This is a genomic window from Magnetofaba australis IT-1, assembly GCF_002109495.1.
GTDB lineage: Bacteria > Pseudomonadota > Magnetococcia > Magnetococcales > Magnetococcaceae > Magnetofaba > Magnetofaba australis.
The window spans coordinates 18,747-40,196 of record NZ_LVJN01000016.1 but is presented as its reverse complement, the minus strand read 5'-3'; the positions used below and the strand labels follow the sequence as shown (position 1 = coordinate 40,196).

At 59.6% G+C, this 21,450-nt stretch carries 18 protein-coding genes; 15 read left to right on the top strand and 3 right to left on the bottom strand.

The annotated features are described in order from the left end of the window. Positions 1–135 precede the first annotated feature (135 nt). Both MAIT1_RS05315 and MAIT1_RS05310 read right to left on the bottom strand, forming a co-directional pair. Positions 136–471, bottom strand: a complete 336-nt coding sequence (locus tag MAIT1_RS05315) for a YnfA family protein (protein ID WP_085441269.1) — start codon at positions 469–471, stop codon at positions 136–138. A 9-nt stretch (positions 472–480) separates the two neighbouring features. Continuing rightward, the gene (locus MAIT1_RS05310; RefSeq protein ID WP_085441268.1) at positions 481–1,662 is read right to left on the bottom strand and encodes an AI-2E family transporter; all 1,182 of its coding nucleotides are present in this window, start codon (positions 1,660–1,662) and stop codon (positions 481–483) included. A gap of 193 nt (positions 1,663–1,855) precedes the next feature. Here MAIT1_RS05310 and MAIT1_RS05305 point away from each other — a divergent pair, with 193 nt between their 5' ends. The 10 genes from MAIT1_RS05305 to MAIT1_RS05260 all read left to right on the top strand — a co-directional run bounded on the left by MAIT1_RS05305 (position 1,856) and on the right by MAIT1_RS05260 (position 13,564). Further along, positions 1,856–2,365, top strand: a complete 510-nt coding sequence (locus MAIT1_RS05305) for a hypothetical protein (protein WP_085441267.1) — start codon at positions 1,856–1,858, stop codon at positions 2,363–2,365. Positions 2,366–2,886: 521 nt separating this feature from the next. Then, positions 2,887–4,269, top strand: coding sequence for a protoporphyrinogen oxidase (gene hemG / locus MAIT1_RS05300; RefSeq protein ID WP_085441266.1), 1,383 nt, complete (start codon positions 2,887–2,889; stop codon positions 4,267–4,269). Between the two features lie 216 nt (positions 4,270–4,485). Further along, a complete protein-coding gene (locus tag MAIT1_RS05295) occupies positions 4,486–5,661 on the top strand; it encodes an aspartate aminotransferase family protein (RefSeq protein WP_085441414.1) in 1,176 nt (391 codons plus the stop codon). A 48-nt stretch (positions 5,662–5,709) separates the two neighbouring features. Beyond that, positions 5,710–6,663: an ornithine carbamoyltransferase gene (gene argF, locus MAIT1_RS05290; protein ID WP_085441265.1), complete on the top strand. Its 954-nt coding sequence runs from the start codon at positions 5,710–5,712 to the stop codon at positions 6,661–6,663. Between the two features lie 55 nt (positions 6,664–6,718). After that, on the top strand, positions 6,719–7,942 hold the full coding sequence (locus MAIT1_RS05285; RefSeq protein WP_085441264.1) for an argininosuccinate synthase: 1,224 nt from the start codon (positions 6,719–6,721) through the stop codon (positions 7,940–7,942). Positions 7,943–8,201: 259 nt separating this feature from the next. Then, on the top strand, positions 8,202–9,608 hold the full coding sequence (gene argH, locus MAIT1_RS05280) for an argininosuccinate lyase (protein ID WP_085441263.1): 1,407 nt from the start codon (positions 8,202–8,204) through the stop codon (positions 9,606–9,608). 247 nt (positions 9,609–9,855) lie between these two features. Then, positions 9,856–10,020, top strand: coding sequence for an LPS translocon maturation chaperone LptM (lptM, locus tag MAIT1_RS05275; protein ID WP_085441262.1), 165 nt, complete (start codon positions 9,856–9,858; stop codon positions 10,018–10,020). A 2-nt stretch (positions 10,021–10,022) separates the two neighbouring features. Further along, positions 10,023–11,288 (top strand): diaminopimelate decarboxylase, encoded by a 1,266-nt coding sequence (lysA, locus tag MAIT1_RS05270; RefSeq protein ID WP_085441261.1) that lies wholly within the window; start codon positions 10,023–10,025, stop codon positions 11,286–11,288. 5 nt (positions 11,289–11,293) lie between these two features. Then, positions 11,294–12,130 carry a diaminopimelate epimerase gene (gene dapF / locus MAIT1_RS05265; RefSeq protein WP_198947805.1) on the top strand — a complete coding sequence of 279 codons (837 nt, stop codon included), beginning with the start codon at positions 11,294–11,296 and terminating at the stop codon, positions 12,128–12,130. A gap of 324 nt (positions 12,131–12,454) precedes the next feature. Further along, positions 12,455–13,564 (top strand): DegT/DnrJ/EryC1/StrS family aminotransferase, encoded by a 1,110-nt coding sequence (locus MAIT1_RS05260; RefSeq protein ID WP_085441259.1) that lies wholly within the window; start codon positions 12,455–12,457, stop codon positions 13,562–13,564. A 382-nt stretch (positions 13,565–13,946) separates the two neighbouring features. On the opposite strand, the gene MAIT1_RS05255 is transcribed toward MAIT1_RS05260, so the two are convergent. Continuing rightward, a complete protein-coding gene (locus MAIT1_RS05255; protein WP_085441258.1) occupies positions 13,947–14,624 on the bottom strand; it encodes a hypothetical protein in 678 nt (225 codons plus the stop codon). 323 nt (positions 14,625–14,947) lie between these two features. Between MAIT1_RS05255 and MAIT1_RS05250 the strand changes: the two genes are divergently transcribed. The 5 genes from MAIT1_RS05250 to fmt all read left to right on the top strand — a co-directional run bounded on the left by MAIT1_RS05250 (position 14,948) and on the right by fmt (position 21,303). Beyond that, positions 14,948–16,351, top strand: coding sequence for a polymorphic toxin type 44 domain-containing protein (locus MAIT1_RS05250; RefSeq protein ID WP_158089325.1), 1,404 nt, complete (start codon positions 14,948–14,950; stop codon positions 16,349–16,351). Positions 16,352–16,432: 81 nt separating this feature from the next. After that, positions 16,433–16,978 carry a hypothetical protein gene (locus MAIT1_RS05245; protein ID WP_143814673.1) on the top strand — a complete coding sequence of 182 codons (546 nt, stop codon included), beginning with the start codon at positions 16,433–16,435 and terminating at the stop codon, positions 16,976–16,978. A gap of 367 nt (positions 16,979–17,345) precedes the next feature. Then, the gene (gene priA / locus MAIT1_RS05240) at positions 17,346–19,589 is read left to right on the top strand and encodes a replication restart helicase PriA (protein ID WP_085441255.1); all 2,244 of its coding nucleotides are present in this window, start codon (positions 17,346–17,348) and stop codon (positions 19,587–19,589) included. Between the two features lie 251 nt (positions 19,590–19,840). After that, positions 19,841–20,362 (top strand): peptide deformylase, encoded by a 522-nt coding sequence (gene def / locus MAIT1_RS05235; protein ID WP_085441254.1) that lies wholly within the window; start codon positions 19,841–19,843, stop codon positions 20,360–20,362. Next, entirely contained in the window at positions 20,359–21,303 is a 945-nt protein-coding gene (gene fmt / locus MAIT1_RS05230) for a methionyl-tRNA formyltransferase (protein ID WP_085441253.1), read from the top strand. The genes def and fmt overlap by 4 nt, the downstream gene beginning before the upstream one ends. The last annotated feature ends 147 nt before the right edge of the window (positions 21,304–21,450 follow it).

Genomic DNA, 21,450 nt, shown 5'->3' with positions numbered 1-21,450 from the left:
GTGGCCGCTGGGGGCGCGGCCCCCAGACCCCGCCGCCGACTGGTCGGCGGCCAAGAGTCAGCGCAAGCCGGACCTCCATCACGCAAACATTGGTCGTTTTGTGCCGTTTTGGTTTTGATTCGCTATAGATCGGAATTAGCCGCCGGTGGAGGGCTGTAGCGCGATGATGGCCATGCCGGTCAGCGCTACCCCCGCGCCGACCAGATCCCAGCGCGTCAGCGTCACGCCATCCACCACCCGCAGCCAGACCAGCGCCACGGCGATATACATGCCGCCATAGGCGGCGTAGGTCCTGCCCGCAGCGTTGGGGTGCAGGGTCAACAGCCATGCAAACAGCGCCAGACTGCCCGCGGCGGGGAGCAGCAACCATAGGGGTTTATCCTGCTTGATCACCAGCCAGGGTAGATAGCAGCCGACGATCTCCGCCACTGCGGTGGCCATGAACAGCAGGGAGATTTTGATCAGCGTCAACTGTGTTTCCTATTGCGCGGGTTGCTGATCGGAAGAGGAGGGTTCTGGCGCATCGATCTCATCCTCCTGCTCCAACCAATCGCCATGGATCATCTCGTAGAGATCGAAAATGGTGATGGCCATGGCCGCCAGCAGCGGTCCAAACAGCAGTCCGAGAATGCCGAAGTGGATCAAACCGCCGAAGGTGGCCAGTACGGTGAGTAAGGTGTGATCCAGAATATTGAGGTCGCCATCCTCCTGCGCCGCTGGATAGAGCGCGCCCAAGCGGCTCATGAGCATGGGACGCAGCAGATTGTCGATCACCACGCCGCCGATGATGGCGCCCCAAAACGCCATGAAGAAGGCCCCGCCCACCTGATCCTGGGCGTAGAGATGCCAGCTCACTGGCGCCCACACCACAAACCCGCCCACCACCGGAATAAACGCCGCCACCGCCATGGCCAGTCCCAAGTAAAACCACGGCAGATCCCAGAACAGCGCCGCCAAGCCAAACGACACGCCCTGAATGAAGGCGATGCCCACGGTGCTCAGCGTCAACACCGACGACAGCGCGGCAAAACGGCGCATGATGATGGTATCATAGCAATTTTGTAGCGGCGTCAGATGCATGAAGCGGCGCGCCATGGCCGGTCCGTCGCGATAGAAGAAGAACAGCGCAAAGGCGGTGAGCAGCAGTGAGGAGAGAAACGCCGCGCCATTGTCGCCCACCGCGCGAAACAGAAACAGCGCCCCTTTGGCCAGCCGCGCCGCCAACTCCTGGCGATTTTCCATCAACCACGCCATCAGCGCGTCCACTTGGTCATCGGGCAGCGGCAGTGCGTGCACTTTGGCCATCAGCGCCGCGCGGATCTGTTCCGGCGAGTCGCCCATGGTGGCCAAAAACGCCTGCCCCTCCGCCGCCAGCCGGGCCACCATCACGCCGCTGGCGATGAGCAGATAGAGCAGCGGCCCCACCACGATCAGCACCACCGCCACGCTCATGATGGCGCTGGCGGCGTCTCCGGTGAGGCGTGGCGAGTTCTGCAGACGCCAATAGAGCGGATAGGTGGCCGTGGCCAGCAATCCGGCCAGAAACAGACCCGGCGCAAAGGGGGAGAAGAGCCACAGCAGGCCCGCCACCGCCAGCAGAACCAGAATGAGAACAAAGCTCTCCTGGTAGAAGGCGGCGCGATGGGGAAATGGATGGGTCATGGCGTCAAAAACTCTTTGAGAATATGATTTGGCGTGATTCTTGGATTCACTGCAATCAAGCAAACATGGGTCGCCGTATTGAGGCGGCGGCCTCCTGGTACATTACGCCGCGCGGATTGCGGGGGCCAATGGCTTCTTTACCCAATGGCTTCCTTATGCACTGTGTGGCGACAGATTTCAAAACAGGCGCGCCATGTTCCGCATGATTCTTTCGACCATCGCCGTCTCCACCCTGTTGCTGGCGGCCTCCCCCGTCGTCGCCGGAGATGTGGAGTCCATTCAAAACGCCATCTCCAGTTTGCGCGACTCGCAGAGTCAGCAAGAGGAAGTGGTGATGGAAAAACGCCGTATCTACGAGCAGATCGAAGCCAAAACGCGGTTGGCGGAACGGGCGTTGAAATACGCTGAACTGCCCATGAGCGAAGCCCGTGAGCGCTATCGCAAGGCGCAGCAGATGTCGTTGGAATATCCAGAAGTTTCCACGGAAAATGAGCGTTTGGGCTATCTGGAGGCGAAGAAGCAAGTGATGGCCGCCACCACTGCCCAGCGCGCCGAAGTGGATCAACTGCGCGCGCAGTTGGCGCAAGCCCGGGACAATCTGGAGATGGCGGAGCGCATCGCCGATAAGACCCGCCGCGATATGGATACCCTGGGCGGCGAACTGGAGCACGCCGACGCGGTGCTGCGTCCGGTGGCGGATTGATTATATTTTAAATCAAACTCTTAGATTTATAATTTGACATGCGCGATTTTGATAATGGAAGATATCGAGGGCTTTGCCCTCGAGCTCCCAACGACCAAACCTTGGGGCGCCGCCCCAAACCCCGCTGGGGGCGCGGCCCCCAGACCCCGCCGCCGACCAGTCGGCGGCCAATAGTCAGCGCTATTGTCAGTTGAAATCAGAATCGGACAATTTGAGTATTGGTCATGAAAGATATCGAGGGCGTTGCCCTCGAGCTCCCAAGATCAACAACCACACCGTGGGCGCTGCCCACACCCGCTGGGGGCGCGGCCCCCAGACCCCGCCGCCGACCAGTCGGCGGCCAATAGTCAGCGCTAGCTCAAACTGCGTCACGCAAACATTGGCCGTTTTGTGCAGTTTTGGTTTTGACTCGTTATAGCGTCTCGATAATCTTCCTCCCTCTTTCAGTTCCCGCCTTGCGCCTCGGGCGTAAATGGGCTCCCATGGGGCTTTCGTCAACCTCTTGACGCGAGCGTCCGTCAATGTCCGTCTCCTCCGCTTCCGTCGCCATCATCGGCGGCGGCGTCTCCGGTCTGGCCACCGCCTGGTTTCTGCATCAGGCGGGCTGCGATGTGCAGCTGTTCGAATCCCGCACTGAAGCAGGCGGCTCCATTCTCACCAGTCGTCACGACGCCTGGTTGGTGGAGCATGGCCCCAACTCCACGCTGCAAAAACCCGATAGCCCGGACGATGGCCTGGGACGTCTGATCGCCAGCCTGGGCATTGAAGACCAACTCATCGAGGCCAATGCGGCGGCGGCCAAGCGTTTTGTGCGCCGTGACGGCGTGATGCACAGCCTGCCCACTTCGCCGCCGGCGTTTGTGAAAACGCCGCTGTTCAGCGTCGGCGGCAAACTGCGTCTGGCGCTCGAACCGTTGATTGGCCGCGCCAGCGAAGAGGAGAGCATCGCTCAGTTCGTGCGGCGGCGTTTGGGTCAGGAGTTTTTGGATTACGCCATCGAGCCATTCGTCTCCGGCGTCTATGCGGGTGACCCCAAAACCCTCTCCGTGCGCGCCGCCACCGCCAAGATCTACGCCCTGGAGGAGAAATATGGCTCGCTGATTCGCGGCGCCATCGCCATGGGTAAGGCGCGCAAGGCGGCGGGGATGCCCGCCGGACGGTTGGTCTCCTTCAAACAGGGGATGCAGAGCCTGCCCCGCGCCATTGCCGAGAAACTGCCCGCAGGCAGCGCGCATCTGGGCGCCGCCGTGACAGCGCTGACGCCGCAATCCGATGGCGGCTGGTCCATTGAGTGGGAGCAGCAGGGGCAAGCGCATCAGGTGACCGCCCAGCAGGTGGTATTGGCCCTGCCCGCTCCGGCGGCGGCCAAGCTGGTGGCGGGATTCGCCCCGGCGGCGACCCAGGCGTTGGAGGCGATCCCCTATGCGCCCATCATCTCCCTGGCGCTGGGCTTTCTCAAATCGCAGATCGACCACCCCATGGACGGCTTTGGCTTTCTGCTGCCGCGTAAAGAGCGCATCGCCACCCTGGGCGCGCTGTTTAACTCCACGCTATTTCCTGAGCGTAGCGATGAGCGTCATGCCTTGCTCACCTGCTTTATCGGCGGCGCCATGAATCCCGGCGTGGTGGATTGGGATGATGATGATGTGATTAAGCAAGTGACGCGGGATCTGGATCAGTGTCTGGGGGTGCGGGGCGACGCGGTGTTTGGTCGTTTGACCCGTTATCAGGCGGCGATTCCGCAATATACGTTGGGTCACTTGTCGCGTATTGCGGCGGTGAATGCGGCGTTGGCGCCGTTTGCCGGGCTCTATACCCGCGCCAACTGGCGCGACGGCATCTCTGTGGCTGATTGCGTGTTACACGCCGAAAAGTGTGCGCACAATCTGCTCGCGACACAGTAAATCCTATGTGTTGAACAGTTATTGGGAAATAGTTGCGCAATCTACATGAGTATCCTGTTCAACAAATCCACACATAACTTTTGGTGATGTCAAAAATTTCCCTCAGATATCCATAAAGGGTGGAATCATTACGCACAATGGCGTAAAAAGGACGTTTTTCCCCCTCTTGGCGGAGGCGGGCGCGATGGCGTATTTGCTGGATAAGGGATGAATCCCATGGTTGATAAAACCACACACGTGATGAGCACCTATGGTCGGTATCCGGTCGCGTTTGAGCGCGGCGAAGGGTGTCGTCTGTGGGATACGCAGGACAAAGAGTATCTGGATTTTCTCTCCGGCATCGGGGTGAACAATCTGGGCCATTGCCATCCGCGCGTGGTGGAGGCGATTCGCCATCAGGCGGGCGTGCTGACCCATACCTCCAATCTGTATCGCATTCCGTTGCAAGAGAAGTTGGCGGAGAAGTTGACCGCCACCTGCTTTGCCGACCGCGCCTTTTTCAGCAACAGCGGCGCCGAGGCCAATGAAGCGGCCATTAAACTGGCGCGTAAGTACATGAAGGACTCCGGCCAGCCGGGCCGGTATGAGATCATCACCGCCACCGATTCGTTCCATGGCCGCACCTTGGCGACATTGACCGCCACCGGTCAGGAGAAGGTGCAGTTCGGTTTTGAACCGCTCATGCCCGGCTTCCGCTATGTGCCTTATAACGATCTGGAGGCCGCCGAACGCGCCATCAGCGGTTACACCGCCGCCATTATGGTGGAGCCGATTCAGGGTGAATCCGGCGTGCGCGTGCCCGATGAGAACTATCTGAGCGGTCTGCGCAAGCTGTGCGACGACAAAGGCATTCTGCTGATCCTCGATGAGGTGCAGACCGGCATGGGCCGCACCGGCGCCATGTGGAGCCATCAGCGCAGCGGCGTGGAGCCGGACATCATGACCAGCTCCAAGGCGCTGGCCGCCGGCGTGCCCATGGGCGCCTGTCTGGCGCGCGAAGAGGTGGCCTCGGCGTTCTCTCCCGGAACCCATGGCTCCACCTTTGGCGGTAATCCGCTCTCTTCGGCCGCGGCGTTGGCGGTGCTGGAGGTGATGGGCGAAGCCGATTTCCTGCCCACGGTGCGGGCGCGGGGTCAGTATCTGTATCAGGCGCTGTGCAATCTGTCGGATAACCAGTCCTTGATCAAAGAGGTGCGCGGCGCCGGGCTGATGGCCGCCGTGGAGCTCAACTGTCCGGCTGAAGAGGTGGTCTCCATCTGCATGTCGCGCGGGTTGTTGATCAATGTCTGTATGGGCACCACGCTGCGTTTGTTGCCGCCGTTGGTCGTCTCCGAAGCGGAGATTGATCAAGCTGTCGCCACCATTGGCGAGGTGATGAACGATCTGTTTTGATTTTCCATTTCACGCCCCTGGCAATGTCGGGGAAACGGGTATGAACGCATGAATGAGACCGTCAAAAAAAGCAAACGCGATCTGTTGTCGCTCAACGATCTGTCCACCAGCGAATTCTCCATGCTGCTTGAACGATCGGCGCGTTTGAAGACGGAGTTGAAATCTGGCGGCAATGCGCCCTCCCTGAGTGGCCGCTCGCTGGGGATGATCTTCGAGAAAGCCTCCACCCGCACGCGGGTGTCGTTCGAAGTGGGCATGTTCCAACTGGGCGGTCAGGCGCTGTTCCTCTCCCCGCGGGATATCCAATTGGGTCGCGGCGAGGAGATGTCCGATAGCGCGCGGGTGCTGTCGCGGTTTGTCGACGCCATTATGGTGCGCACCTTCGCGCACCAAAAAGTGGAAACCATGGCCCACTACGCCGACGCGCCGGTTATCAACGGGTTGACCGACCTGTTGCATCCATGTCAGGTGTTGGCGGACATCTTCACCTTTGAAGAGAAGCGCGGTTCGTTGCAGGGTAAGAAGGTGGCTTGGGTCGGTGACGGCAACAATATGGCCAACACCTGGATTCAAGCGGCGGTGCGTTACGGTTTCCACTTGGTGATCGCGACGCCTTCCAACTACAAGCCCGATGAGATGATTCTGACGCAGGCCCGTCAGGAGCTCTCCACCTCCAGCGCCGACGCTTCGGTGACGCTGGTGCGCGACCCCCGTGAAGCGGCGGATCAAGCCGATCTGGTCACCACCGACGTGTGGACCTCCATGGGCCAGGAGGAGGAGCAGCGCGCGCGCATCGAGGCGTTCCAGGGCTATCAGGTGGATGGCGGCTTGATGGCCGCTGCTCATAGCGATGCGCTGTTTATGCACTGTCTACCCGCCCATCGCGGCGAAGAGGTGACCGCTGCGGTGTTGGAAGGCCCGCAGTCGGTGGTGTGGGATGAAGCGGAGAATCGCCTGCATATTCAAAAGGCGATTTTGGAGTGGTTGATTCTGGGCGAGTGAGCCCGACGTTCCAGCGCCTTGGCGGGCCTGGAACTCTATGCAGGAGCATTGAACCATGGGTGACGGCGTCAACAAAGTCGTGCTCGCCTACTCGGGCGGGTTGGATACCTCCATTATTCTCAAGTGGTTGCAGGACGTCTATGCGTGCGAAGTGGTGGCCTTCTGCGCCGATCTCGGTCAGGGTGAAGAGCTGGAGCCCGCCCGCGCCAAAGCCGAGCAGATGGGCGTCAAAGAGATCTATATCGAAGATCTCAAAGAGGAGTTTGTGCGCGACTACGTGTTCCCCATGTATCGCGCCAACGCGCTGTATGAGGGCGTCTATCACCTGGGCACCTCCATCGCGCGTCCGCTCATCGCCAAGCGTCAGATTGAGATCGCCAACGACACCGGCGCCGAAGCCGTCTCTCACGGCGCCACCGGCAAGGGCAACGACCAGGTCCGCTTTGAGATGGGCTACTATGCGTTGCGTCCTGATATCCGCGTGATCGCCCCGTGGCGCGAATGGGATCTGACCAGCCGTAACAAGCTGCTGGCCTACGCCGAACAGCACGGCATTCCGGTGCCCATGGACAAGCGCGGCGAAGCGCCCTACTCCATGGATCGCAACTTGCTGCACATCTCCTTTGAAGGCAAGGCCCTGGAAGATCCCTGGAACGAGCCCGACGAAGAGATGTACATGCTCAGCGTCTCCCCCGAGAATGCGCCGGACAAACCCACCTATGTGGAGATCACCTTTGAAAAAGGCGATCCGGTGGCCATCGATGGCGAGAAGCTCAGTCCGGCCAATCTGCTGGCGCGTCTGAACGCCCTGGGCGGCGCCAATGGCGTGGGACGTCTGGACATGGTGGAGAACCGTTATGTGGGGATGAAATCCCGCGGCTGCTACGAAACCCCGGGCGGAACCATCCTCGGCGTGGCCCACCGCGCCATGGAGTCCCTCACCCTGGATCGTGAAGTGGCGCATTTGAAAGATGATCTGATGCCCCGCTACGCCAAATTGGTGTACAACGGATATTGGTTCGCGCCCGAGCGCGTCATGCTGCAGCAGATGATCGACGCTTCGCAGGCGTTCGTCAGCGGCGTAGTGCGGGTGAAGCTCTACAAGGGCAACGTCATCGTGGTGGGTCGCAAGTCCGACTACACCCTGGTGGATGAGCGCATCGCCACCTTCGAGGATGACGCCGGCGCCTACAACCAGGCCGACGCGGGCGGGTTCATTCGTTTGAACGCCCTGCGCATGCGCATCGCTTCCATGCTGCGCAATGGGCCCACTGGTTAATAAAGATTTGCCATAGGCGACAAACGAACCCGGGGGTTTGCGCCTCCGGGTTTTTTTGATTCTGTTGGGGAAAATGTTGGGGTATCTCCGGTTTCGTTTTGGGAGATAAAAGATATTGGGGCTTCGCCCCAAACCCCACCAGGGCGCTGCCCTCGACCCGCCAGGAGGGACGCCCTCCTGGACCTCGGTTAGTTTGGCTTGGTTGCTTATTCGTCGATTGTGCAATAAATCGACACTTCTTTGGATTGAGTGGACAAACATGACGCAATCTCACGATCAGGCGGATAATAAACTCTGGGGCGGCCGCTTCACCCAGCCCATCGATAGCTTTGTGGAGTCCTTCAGCGCCTCCATTCAGTACGATTCGCGCCTCTATGTGCACGATATCGCCGCCTCCAAAGTCCACTGCCGCATGCTGGGCCGTCAGAACATCATCCCCCAGGCCGAGGCCGAGCAGATCATTGCCGGTCTGGATCAGGTCAAAGGCGAGCTGGATCGCGGCGAACTGCCGTTCCAAACCCGTCTGGAAGATATCCACATGCATGTGGAGAATCGGCTCAAGGAGCTGATCGGTCCGGTGGCGGGCAAACTGCATACCGCCCGTTCGCGTAATGATCAGGTGGCCACCGATATTCGCCTCTATCTGCGCGAAGAGGTGGACGCCATCCGCGAACAGATCCGCGTGCTCAAGAAGAATCTGCTGGCTCTGGCCGAAGCGCATGTGGAGACCATCATGCCCGGCTTCACCCACATGCAGAGCGCGCAGCCGGTTACCTTCGGCCACCATCTGATGGCCTACTTTGAGATGCTCAATCGCGATCGTCAGCGCTTTACCGATCTGCGCAGCCGCTTGAACCGTCTGCCCCTGGGCAGCGCGGCGCTGGCGGGCACCACCTTCCCGGTGGATCGCCATTGGGTGGCGGGGGAGCTGGGTTTTGAAGGGGTGTGCGAAAACTCCCTGGATGCGGTGAGCGATCGCGATTTCGCGGTGGAGATTCTGGCGGCGGCGGCGCTGACCATGACCCATCTGTCGCGCTTCTCTGAAGAGCTGATTCTGTGGAGCAGCCCGGCTTACGCCTTTATCAAACTGCCCGACGCCTTCTGCACCGGCTCCAGCATCATGCCGCAGAAGAAGAACCCCGATGTGCCGGAGTTGGTGCGCGGCAAGACCGGGCGGGTGTATGGCGCGCTGTTCACGCTAATGACGCTGATGAAGGGGCTGCCGTTGGCGTATAATCGCGACATGCAGGAGGACAAGGAGCCGGTGTTTGATGCGGTGGATACCCTGCGCTCCTGTCTGCGCGTGTTCGCCGATATGGTTCCGGGCATCGAGCCGCAGCAGAAGCGTATGCGCGAAGCCGCCGGGGCGGGTTACGCCACCGCCACCGATCTGGCGGACTATCTGGTGCGGCGCAACATCCCCTTCCGCGAAGCCCACGCTATTGTGGGGCGTATTGTGCGCATGGCGGAGGTTCAGGGGGTGGATCTGGACCAGTTGACGCTGGAGCAGATGCAGCAGGTGGATAGTCGCATTGAAGCTGACGTGGCGGGGGTGCTGACGGTGGAAGCGTCGGTAAACGCGCGCGTTGCGGTGGGCGGCGCGGCGTTTGATACGGTGCGTGCGGCGATTGCCAAAGCCAAGGATCAACTCGCCGCATATGGTTGATAATCCATAAAACTTTCTCAGTCGCATAAATTTCGCACCCAAGTGCGATAATAGCGACCAAGCAAAACTAACGAGGGTCCAGGGAAATCGGGATTTGTCTCAATTTGGCCTGGCGGGCGCCGGGCAGAGCCCGGCCGGGTCGAGGGCAGAGCCCTCGTGGGTCCAGGGTGAAACCCTGGTCGGGGTCTGGGGCGAAGCCCCAGTCTCTTTTTCCTTCCCGCATTTGAATTTGCATAAGGATTGACCGATGAAACATCGACTGGCTGTGTTGCTGGCCATGACGTTGCTGGGAACGGCGGCGTGTGGGTATAAGGGCGATCTCTATCTGCCCGGAGAGAAACCGCAAACCAGCGCCACGCAGACGCCGGATGCGGCGCAAAACGATGAGAAGCTCAATAAAAAGGCCAACTGAACATGGACTTTTTCGCCTACAAAGATGATTCGCTAATGTGCGAAGAGAGCGATTTGACGGCCATCGCCGAGGCGGTGGGCACGCCGTTCTATTGTTACTCGGAACGCACCATTTTGCGCCATTTGCGGGTGTTTCAGGAGGCGTTCGCCCTGGCGCCGCACCTGATCTGCTACTCGGTCAAAGCCAACAGCAATCTGGCGATTCTCAACCTGCTGCGGCATGCCGGTTCGGGTTTTGATATCGTCTCCGGCGGCGAGTTGGAACGGGTCAAGCGGGTGGGGTGCGACCCGGAGAAAGTGGTCTTCTCCGGCGTGGGCAAGACCGAAGCGGAGATTCGCGCCGCATTGGAGTTCGGTGTGCGCATGTTCAATGTGGAGAGCGCCCCGGAGCTGCGACGCATCAACGAAATCGCTGGCGAGATGGGAAAAGTCGCCCCCATTGCGCTGCGGGTCAATCCCGATGTGGACGCCAAGACCCATCCGTATATCTCCACCGGTTTGAAGCGCAACAAGTTCGGCATTCCCCACGAGCAGGCGTTGGAGCTCTACCGCGAAGCGGCGCAGATGCCCAATATCCGCGTGCGCGGGCTGGATTGTCATATCGGTTCACAACTGACCCAGGTGACGCCGTTTGTGGACGCCCTCAAGCGGGTCAAAGGGCTGCTGGAGGAGATCGCCGCGCTGGGCATCGAGATCACCGATCTGGATCTAGGCGGCGGTTTGGGCATCCCTTACGAAGAGAATGATAATCCCCCCTCCCCCCAGGAGTTGGCGCAGGCGCTGCTCACGGAGTTGGGCGATCAAGCGGTGACGGTGCTGTTGGAGCCGGGTCGCGCCATTGTGGGCAACGCCGGCATTCTGGTGGCGCGGGTGGAGTATGTGAAAGAGACGCCGGATCGCGACTTCATCATCACCGATGCCGGCATGAATGATCTGATGCGCCCGACTCTGTACAAGGCGTATCATGGCGTGTTGCCGGTAACGCGCCATTTTGACCGCGATGAGGTCAACGCCGATGTGGTGGGACCGATCTGTGAAACCGGCGACTATTTCGCTCAGGATCGCTACGTGCCCAAATTCCGTGAAGGCGAGTTGCTGGCGGTGCGGTCGGCGGGCGCCTATGGCTTTGTCATGAGTGGTAATTACAATAGCCGTCCCAAGGTGGCCGAAGTGCTGGTGCGCGGTGATCAATACGCCGTGGCGCGCCAGCGTGAAACGTTGGATCAGTTGCTCAACAACGATGTGATGGATCCGCAATTCAACGAGTAGAAGACGTGAGACAGCCTTTTGTCAAAATGCACGGTTTGGGCAACGACTTCGTTGTCCTGGACCACTTGGACGCGCCGCGCGAAATCTCCGAGCGCGAAGCGGTTCAGTGGGCGGACCGGCGCTTTGGCGTGGGGTGTGATCAACTGGTGCAACTGCTGCCCGGTCCGGACGGTTGCCACGCCACCATGGTGATCTTCAATCCGGACGGTTCGCGCGCGGAGATGTGCGGCAACGCCATGCGATGCGTGGCCAAGTATCTACGCGAACACCGCGGCGTTTCGGATATGGAATTGCGTATCGACACCCTGGCGGGCGTTATTGCGCCGCGCTTTCTCGATAATGGCATGATCGCCGTGGATATGGGCCCACCCATCTTCGCTGGCCGCGCCATCCCCACCACCTCCGATGAGGAGGTGTTGGATCACGTCATTAGCACCACCAACGGCCAGCATGTCATCAGCGCCGTCTCCATGGGCAACCCCCATGCGGTGCTGTTCACCCCCGACGCCGACACCTTCCCCATTCTGACGGTGGGGCCCAGCATCGAACACCACGAATTGTTCCCCAACCGCACCAATGTGGAAGCGGTGCAGGTGTTCAATCGCGATCATATCCGCATGCGCGTGTGGGAGCGCGGCGCCGGTCTGACCCCCGCCTGCGGCACCGGCGCGTGCGCCGCCGCCGTGGCGGCGATGCGGTTGGGCTATGTGGAGCGTTCGGTGAACGTCACATTGGATGGCGGCGATCTGCACATCGCCTGGCGTGAATCCGACGGTCACGTCATCATGACCGGCCCGGCGGAGGAGTCGTTCCGTGGGGAGATGGATATTGATGACCTGTAGAGCATCGCTTGGAAGGTTGCGTAGAACATCGTCTGGAACATGAAAGATGTTGGGGCTTCGCCCAAACCCCATCTAAATGGAAGATTACAAATATAAGAAAATTAGAGATATTGGGGCTTCGCCCCAAACCCCGACCAGGGCTCTGCCCTGGACCCGCCAGGGAAATGATTTCCCTGGACCCTCGTTAGTTTGCTTATGCGCCCTCGATATCACCCTTACTCGACTGGCGTTTTGTACCTTTTTTCGATAATTTTTTAATGCCTTATGTTAATTTGCGCTTATGGCGGCATAAGAAACGCCAGCGCTCTTTCCCGGGAGCCCACCATGCAATTCATCGATCTGAAAGCGCAGTACGAAGCCTATAAATCCGAAATCGACGCCGCCATCGCCGAAGCGGTCGCCTCCATTCGCTTCATCAACGGTCCGCAAGTATCGGAGCTGGAACAGCAGATGGCCGACTATGTGGGCGTGAAATACGCCGTGGGCCTCTCCTCCGGCACCGACGCCCTGTTGGCCCCGCTCATGGCGTGGGGCATCGGCCCGGGCGATGAGGTGATCACCACCCCGTTCACCTTTATCGCCACTGCCGAGGTGGTCGCCCTTACCGGCGCCACGCCGGTGTTTGTGGATATCGAGCCCGATACCCTCAATATCGACCCCAATCAGATTGAAGCGGCCATCACGCCGCGCACCAAAGCGATCATTGCAGTGGGTCTGTATGGCCAATGCGCCGATATGGATGCGGTCCAAGCCATCGCCGATAAACATGGCCTGAAAGTGATCGAAGACGCCGCACAATCCATGGGCGCGGAGTATAAGGGGCGGCGCTCCGGCTCTTTGGGGCATGTGGCGGGCACTTCGTTCTTTCCCGCCAAGCCGCTGGGCGGTATGGGCGACGGCGGCATGGCCTTCACCAATGACGAAGAGCTGGCCAAAACCATGCGCATGATCAAGGAGCATGGTCAGACAGCGCACTATCGTCACGGCAAGATCGGCATCAACGGACGTCTGGACACCATCCAGGCGGCAATTCTGTTGGTGAAGCTGAAGTACTTTGATGATGAGATCGCCGCGCGGCAGAAAGTGGCGCAGTACTACATGGATAACATGCCCGATGGCGCCCGTGGTCCGGTGATTCGTGAGGGCAATCTGAGCGCATTTGCGCAGTTCACGGTGCGCGTGCCGCAGCGGGATAAAGTTGTGGAGTTGATTCGGGAAACGGGCGTGCCCATTGCGGTGCACTATCCGTTGCCGCTGAATCGTCAGCCGATCTTCTTGGAGATGCGTCAGAAGGCGGGATTGGAGCCGGAGACCTTCGCCAATGCGGAGTTGGCGGCCAATGAGGTGATGTCGTTGCCGATGCATCCGTTCATGCAGCAAGCGGATCAGGATACGGTGCTGAACGCCATCAAAGAGGCGCTGGGCAAACTGTAAAAGTGTTTGCGGGAAAGCCTACGGTCTAGCGCTATCTGGGTGACAAATTTCCGTAGGAAATTTGTCGAGGTCCAGGAGGCTGGCCTCCTGGCGGGTGCAGGGCGGCGCCCTGCCGGGGTTTGGGGCAGAGCCCCAATATCTTTAATCTTTCAGCCGTTTCCCGCTGAACAAAGCGGGCGCCATTCCCAAATGGCAAGAGAAGCGCGAAATGTAAAGTCACGCGAAAGGAAAACGGGAAACGGCGGTGAGCGATATGTCGGCGTAGCCGACAGGAGCGAATGCAGTAGATTCACGGCCAGGTAAAGAGCGCTAATGTGTGCGGTAAGGTCTCGAGATTTAAAAAAGAGACTGGGGCGAACCCAGTCTCTTTTTTTATCTGGATTTACGCGCGCGTGGGCGCGTTCACCGCCATCAGGAACATTTTGGCGGACTCTGCTTGAGCCTGGGCGGCCTGGGCGGCGCTGGTTTTGGCCCACTGCACCACATCATGCGCATCGTCCTGCTTCTGCGCCAACTCCATCAGTTTTGCTTCGGCTTCGGCAATTTGCAATTTGGCCTGAGTCTGCGCCTGCGCGGTGCGCGCCTGGGCGGAGGCGGTCTTGGCCAATGACTCGGCGGTGCGCGCCTGGGCTTCGGCGGTCTGCACCTGGGCGCGCGTACCGGTTTGCGCTTCGTTCATGGCGGAGTGTATGCATGCCTGCGCCTGTTCCCGAATACGCGCCAGTTCCGTGTCAGCTTCCTGCTTTTGCGCTTTCAATTGTGCTGTGGTTTCGGCTCTCAGTGTAGAGATCTCCTGCCGATGGGCAGCGCTGACGGCGCTCAACTCTTCCAGCCTTTGCCGATTGAGTTGCTCCACTTGCGCATCGTGGGCTTTGCGCAGTTGGTAGAGCTCATTGCGCTGTTGCTCGGCCATTTGCGCCATCTGTTCTCGCAGGGCCGTCTCCCGCTCACTCACCTCTTCCAATATTCCTTTGATAAGGCGAGCGCAGTCCGATTCGCCTGTGGCGATGGCTTCAATGGCGGCTTCCGTGTTGTGTGGATTGCTCTCCTGCATGGTCATGGCCCCGCTCCTTGATCTGTCACCCTGCTTGTGTGACGAACGCGCTCTCCATTGTGACGCACTTTGGTATATCTATAAATATATATATTTCTGCTATTTGCTATGCGTTACGTGGCGTCTGTCCTGGCAGTGTGTTTACTGGAATGTCATGTAAAAGTCATAATACGTCACGATTCCGTAATGCGCAAGGCGCGTGTTGCGCGCATTGCCCTAATATCATATCGTATGGATATTTACAATATGATTCTTTTATGATATTATTTCTGCTGCGGTGCGGGTGATCCCCGCAACATCTCCACTCTCGCAGTATGAAAGGACAGATCATGTATGACGATTATGGCGTGACCAATCTCTGGTCGCCGTTTTCCGACGCTTTTGCCCCGCAAGACCCTTGGGAGACGGTCAATCAAGCCAGACAACGCAAAGAGCAGGCCTGGATGCAGCAAGTGCGACAACGCACTTATGCGAATCAAGGATTGGATGGCGCGCCGCCCGCTTTTGGCGAGCCGGTTCCCTATGGCATGGATCAAACCATGCTGGCGGCGCACGACCTGCACCAGGAGGATCCCACGGCAGGCATCACCTGGCGCCCTGAGGCGGGTCAAAGCGATCCGCATTTGGAGCAACACGCCGCTGATGCGTTGAGCGAACGCGCCTTTGGACAGGCATCGGCGTTTTTGTCTGCGCCGACACTGCAAACGCCGCGTAATTTGGAGGAGTTCCGTACATTACCGGGGATGGATGATCACTATGTGGCCACCCGGCGTCAGGGCATGTTGGGGTTAAACGAGGCGCCCAGCAGCCAGACGCCGGGATATGGCGCAGCCACCGATGCGGCGCGTCAGGAGTGGCGCAACAACACGCTACATGGCCCCACCGTGGGCGCGATCCATCAACAGGTGCAAAATGGCGTGGCGCAGAATCTGACCCAACGCCAGCAGGTTGGGCAGGCGTTTGGATTGGATCCCTTCACCGGGGAGCCACGCAATCCACAGGGCTACCCGCGTAATCTGCACCAAAACGCCCAAGGCGCCCCCATCGCCGCCGGACAACTCCTGCCGAGGGTGAATCAGACGCTGACCGCCATGGGCGCACAGCCGATCTCTTTGGCGGATACGCGCAATGTCATTATGAACCAACCAGGACAACAGAAGCCTCTACAAACAACAGGTCAACATTATCAGATACCAGAGCAACAAGGGGTTGAAGATTATGATGGCTGGTCACAGGTTCAACCTGTCAAACCAAAATGGGCGACTGAATCACCAAATCTGGAAAATCCGCCATTATATGGTTGGGAAGATGTTGACAAAAAAATTGAATGGACTGTTGAAAATGGCTCAAAATGGGCCACCATTCCATGGATTAACAAAGTCAGACCCCATGGAGAGTGGGATTTTAAACATGATGAAAATCGGAAAGCAGAGCCGTGGGCGCCTCGAGAACGAGCTGGTAATGTGACTTATGGAGCAACCTGTGTTGCAGCAGGATATGATCCCCAAACTTGTCTTAGGGCTGGTGGCCTTCTTGAGCTTCCAGGAGAGAACTTGAAAATGGATGGTTGGATGGAAAAGCAACCCGATGGGTCTCTCATTCCACGTGATGGACGTCCTTGGGATTCGGACCCGGAAAGTTGCAAAGGTGAAGACCGGGATGATTGTCGGGCTGTTAAACAAGGTATTCAACACGGATTACAATGGCTCAAGAATAACCCTGGAAGAAGGTAATGCTAAGTGAGACTTAGTATAAAGCCTTATTTTGTATGGAATGCCCCGTGGACATTTTTTGTCTACGGGGCATTATTCCTCTTGGCCACAATGCAGGTGATGATTGCGCCTAAATTGCGTTTTGAATCCGTATTGATCAATGAGATTGTACGTGTGATCCTGATTTCATATCCAGTTTATGGCTTGTTCTCTATTCGCCATCATATTCATAAATTCTGGACCAAGTTACTCTACACAATTGGGATGACCACCCTTTTCCCATTTATTTTTATTTCAGTCATTTATACATATGTGAGTGCTGGACACAGAATCCTATTACGCTATACGCCCTATAATATGGCGATAACCGAACCCTTAGATGAGCTCCGTGTTGGCGATCATTTTATCCAAGCTCAGAGGCAATCTTTTTCCGCCTTTGATTCTGCGGATGTGTTGATCATACACGAGGTGGCGGTCTTGCCTTTCGTGTATTGGAATCTGGGAACTGTGACGGTTGCCAAAGCGCACAATGCAAAGCTGTTTAGGAATACCAATGAGGTCGAGGCTCAAGTCTTTCTCACTCAGTGTCCGCAGGACGTCCCCAACTGCTCCCGCACCTTGACGATTCCTTTACCCAACTCGTTGTGACAAAACCGTTTTTGGCAATTTCACGTTGGAAACTCCAGATACTGCTCCTTCACCACCATCCTTCCACACACACTTTTTGGCTTTCCCTGCATGAAATTCTAGTGCAGTTCGCCGTCCTGCGGACGACGGCCCCTACGGGGCCTGCTCACCCGCCGTTTCCCCTTTTCCTTTTGTGCTGGCTTGCTGTTCTGCGCTCCTCTCCACCCTCATACTGGCGCCGCCTATGTTCAATGGGGAAACGGCAACAGCAACGGCCACACCGTGGGGCGCCGCCCCACACCCCGCTGGGGTCGCGGACCCCAGACCCCGCCGCCGACCAGTCGGCGGCCAATTTTCGTCATAGCGGCTCCTCTGGCCTGGCGTTTTGATGTACCATCCGCGCATGTATGCCCAAGTCGCCATCAAAGGCCCCTACGGCGGCCTCTTCTCCTACACCATCCCCGATGCATTGCGCGAGGCCGCCATCCCCGGCGCCCTGGCTCTCGTCCCCATGGGGCGCGGCAATCGCACCGGCCTCATCTGGTCGTTGGCGGATACCTGCGACTACACCGGTGAGATCAAGCCCCTCGCCGATATCCTCGGCGATACGCCCCCCCTCAACGCCGAACTCATGCGTCTGCTGGACTACATCGCCCGCTATTATCGCCAAGCTCCCGCCAGCATCGCCGCCGCCGCCCTACCCGCCCATCTATTGCACGATCGCAAACGCCGCGTTATCTGGCTCGGCGAAACCGCCCCGCCCGACTCCCTCTCCCCCGCCCTGCGCGCCCTGGCCGACCATCTGCGCAAACGCAAGAACGGCTTGATGGAGTCCACCATCGCCCAGCACGTCGGGCGCGCCGGACTGGATCGTAAGCTCAAACTGTTACGCGATGACGGTTTGATCCGCATCGAAGAGAGCTGGGACGCGCGCCACAAAGCGCGGGAGAATCCCCACTGGGAGGCCGAGGAGCAGGCCGAAGTCCGCCAGCTTCATGAGCCGCCGCAGCTCACCGATGAGCAGCAGGAGGCGGTGGATGCGCTCAACGAGGCCATCACCGCTGGACGCTTCGCCCCCTTCTTGCTGCAAGGAGTCACCGGCTCGGGCAAAACAGAGGTCTACTTCCGCGCCGTGGAGACCGCCCTGGCGCAGGGTCGGCAGGCGTTGCTGCTGGTGCCGGAGATCTCCCTGACGCCGCAACTCACCGCCCGCTATCGGGTGCGCTTTCATGAGACTCTGGCGGTGTTCCACTCCGGGCTCACCCCGGCGCGGCGTCACGACGAGTGGCGGCGCGCCCGCTCCGGTCAGGCGCGGGTGATCATCGGCGCGCGCAGCGCCCTGTTCGCGCCGTTTGCCGATTTGGGCCTCATCGTGGTGGATGAGGAGCATGACGGCTCTTACAAACAAGAAGAGGGCGTGCCTTACCACGCCCGCGACATGGCCATCGTGCGCGCCAGCTTCAACCAGGCGGTGGTGGTGCTGGGCAGCGCCACGCCCGCCATGGAGAGTCTGCACAACGCCCAGCATGGGAAATATCACCATCTGCGACTCACTCAACGCGCCACCGGGGCCGACCTCCCCCCCATTGAGCTGGTGGACCTCTCCGATCCGCAGAACCGCGAGGGGATGCGCGCCCACAGCCTCATCGGCAAGACCCTGCGTGAGGCGATGAGCGAGACCCTGGCGGCGGGCAAGCAGTCGTTGCTGTTTTTGAACCGGCGCGGCTTTGCCCCGGCGTTACTGTGTAACCTCTGCGGCCACTCGGTGAGCTGTCCCAACTGTGCGGTGGCGCTGACGCTGCACAAAGGGCGCAATCAGTTGATGTGCCACTACTGCGACCACGTGGCCGACCCCCCCGACGTCTGCCCCGAGTGCGGCCAGTTGGGGTTGATCCGCTTCGGCCCCGGCACCGAACGGTTGGAGGAGGAGGTTAAACAGCGCTTCCCCGACGCCAACGTGGCGCGGCTGGATCGCGACGCGGTGAAGGGTTCGGCGGATCGTTTGGCCAAGACCCTGGACGCCTTCCGCAGCGGCGCGGTGGATATCCTGGTGGGCACGCAGATGATCGCCAAGGGGCACCACTTCTCCGGCCTTTCGCTGGTGGGGGTGATCGCCGCCGAGAGCGCCATGAGTCAGCCAGACTTCCGCGCCGCCGAGCGGGCGTTTCAACTGGTGACTCAGGTGGCGGGACGCGCCGGGCGCGAACGGGGGCAGACGGGTCGGGTGCTGGTGCAGACCTTCGACCCGCAGCACTACGCTCTCACCGCCGCCGCCTGTCACGACGCCGATCTGTTCGCTGATCAGGAATTACGGTTTCGCGCCGAGGCGGAGTATCCCCCCTTTTCGCGCATGGCGCTGGTGCGCTTCTCCTGTGAGGACCTGGGCGAAGGGGATCGTTTTGTCGCCGAATTGCGGCGCAATCTGCCTCATACCGAGGGCGCGTTGGTGCTGGGTCCGGCTCCGGCGCCGCTATCGAAGCTGCGCGGGCGGCATCGTTGGCAATTAATGATCAAGGGGGCGGATATCCGCATGGTGCATCAGGCGGTGGGCAGGATTCTGGCGGCGGCGGAGCCGTTGGCGGGGCGGAATCTGCGTATTGGCGTGGATATCGACCCACAAGCGTTTGTCTGATAGGTTAGGAAGTTTGTTGAACGAAATGCGCTGAACAGTGCTCAATAGAAGGCAAAATTCGTCGAGTTGAGCACGAAGCAAAACTAACGAGGGTCCAGGGAAATCATTTCCCTGGCGGGTCACGGGCAGAGCCCGTGCGGGTGCAGGGCAGAGCCCTGCCGGGTCCAGGGCGGAGCCCTGGTCGGGTCTGGGCTGAAAGCCCAGTCTCTTAAATCATCCAAAATATTCCACAGAGTTGCAGGAAAGCCGCAATGCCCATTCTTCCCATTGTCACCGCGCCGGATCCGGTGCTGAAAGCCAAAGCCAAACCGGTTGAAGCGGTCACCGACGAGATTCGTCAACTGATGGATGATATGCTCGAAACCATGTACGACGCCCCGGGCATCGGTCTGGCGGCGCCGCAGGTGGGCGTCTCCAAACGCATCATCGTGGTGGACGTGGATCAGTCCAACCCGGATAAAGACGGTAAGAACCCCATGTGTTTCGCCAATCCGCAGATTGTCGCCAGCACCGGCGAGACCAGCTATGACGAAGGGTGCCTGTCGGTGCCGGACGCCATCGCTTCGGTCAATCGGATGGAGAAGATCACCCTCAAAGCGTTAGATCGTAACGGTGATGAGGTGACGCTGGAGGCCGACGGGCTGCTCTCCATCTGCCTTCAGCATGAGATTGACCATCTGGATGGAGTGCTGTTCATCGACCGCATCTCCCGGCTGAAACGGGAGATGATCATCAAGAAGCTCAAGAAAATGAAAGCGGAGCAGAGCGCATGAGCGAGACCCCCTGGCGCATCGTGTTTATGGGCACGCCGGATTTCTCTGTCGGCGCGCTGCAGGCGTTGATCGATGGTCCCGACGAGGTGGTGGGGGTGTTCACCCAGCCCGATAAACCCGCTGGACGCGGCAAGAAGATGCAGCCGACGCCGGTGAAGGTTCTGGCCGAACAGCACAATATCCCGGTGTTTCAGCCCAAGAAACTGCGCAACGCCGAGCCGGTGCAGAAGTTGCGGGATCTGAAGCCCGATCTGGCGGTGGTGGTGGCCTATGGGCAGATTCTCTCCCAGGAAGTGCTGGATATCCCCACCCATGGCTGCTTGAACATCCATGCGTCGGTGCTGCCCCGCTGGCGCGGCGCGGCGCCGATTCAACGGGCGATTCAGGCGGGCGACGCCATCACCGGCGTGACCATCATGCAGATGGACGCCGGGTTGGATACCGGCCCCATGCTGCTGGTGGAGACCGTGCCCATTGAGGCAAACACCACCGGCGGCGTGTTGCACGATCAATTGGCTGAACTGGGATCACGTTTGATCGTCGAGGCGGTGGCGGCGCTGCAGCAGGACGCCATTCATCCGCAGCCGCAGCCCGACCATGGCGAAACCTACGCGCATAAACTCAAGCGCGAAGAGAGCCACATCGACTGGGCATTGCCTGCGGTGGAGATCGAGCGCATGTTGCGCGCTTTTGATCCTTGGCCCGCCTCCGTCACCGGCTTGGATGAGAAGCCGTTGAAGCTGTTCCGCGCCCGTTTGGCGCAAGGAAGCGGCGAGCCGGGCGTGGTCACCGCCATTCATGACGACGGCTTCGAAGTGGCTTGTGGCGAAGGCTCGTTGGTGGTCACCGAGATTCAAGCCCCGGGCAAAAAGCGCATGGCCGCCGCCGACTGGCTGCGCGGGCATGGTCTGCAACCCGGAATCCGTCTGCACACCCCTTGACGCACGCCGCGTCACATCCCATCTGATACAAGTAGAGCAGTACTAACAAGGGTGATGAAAGAGACTGGGGCTTCGCCCCAGACCCCACCAGGGCTTCGCCCTGGACCCATGAGGGCTCCGCCCTCAACCCGCCAGGGAAATGATTTC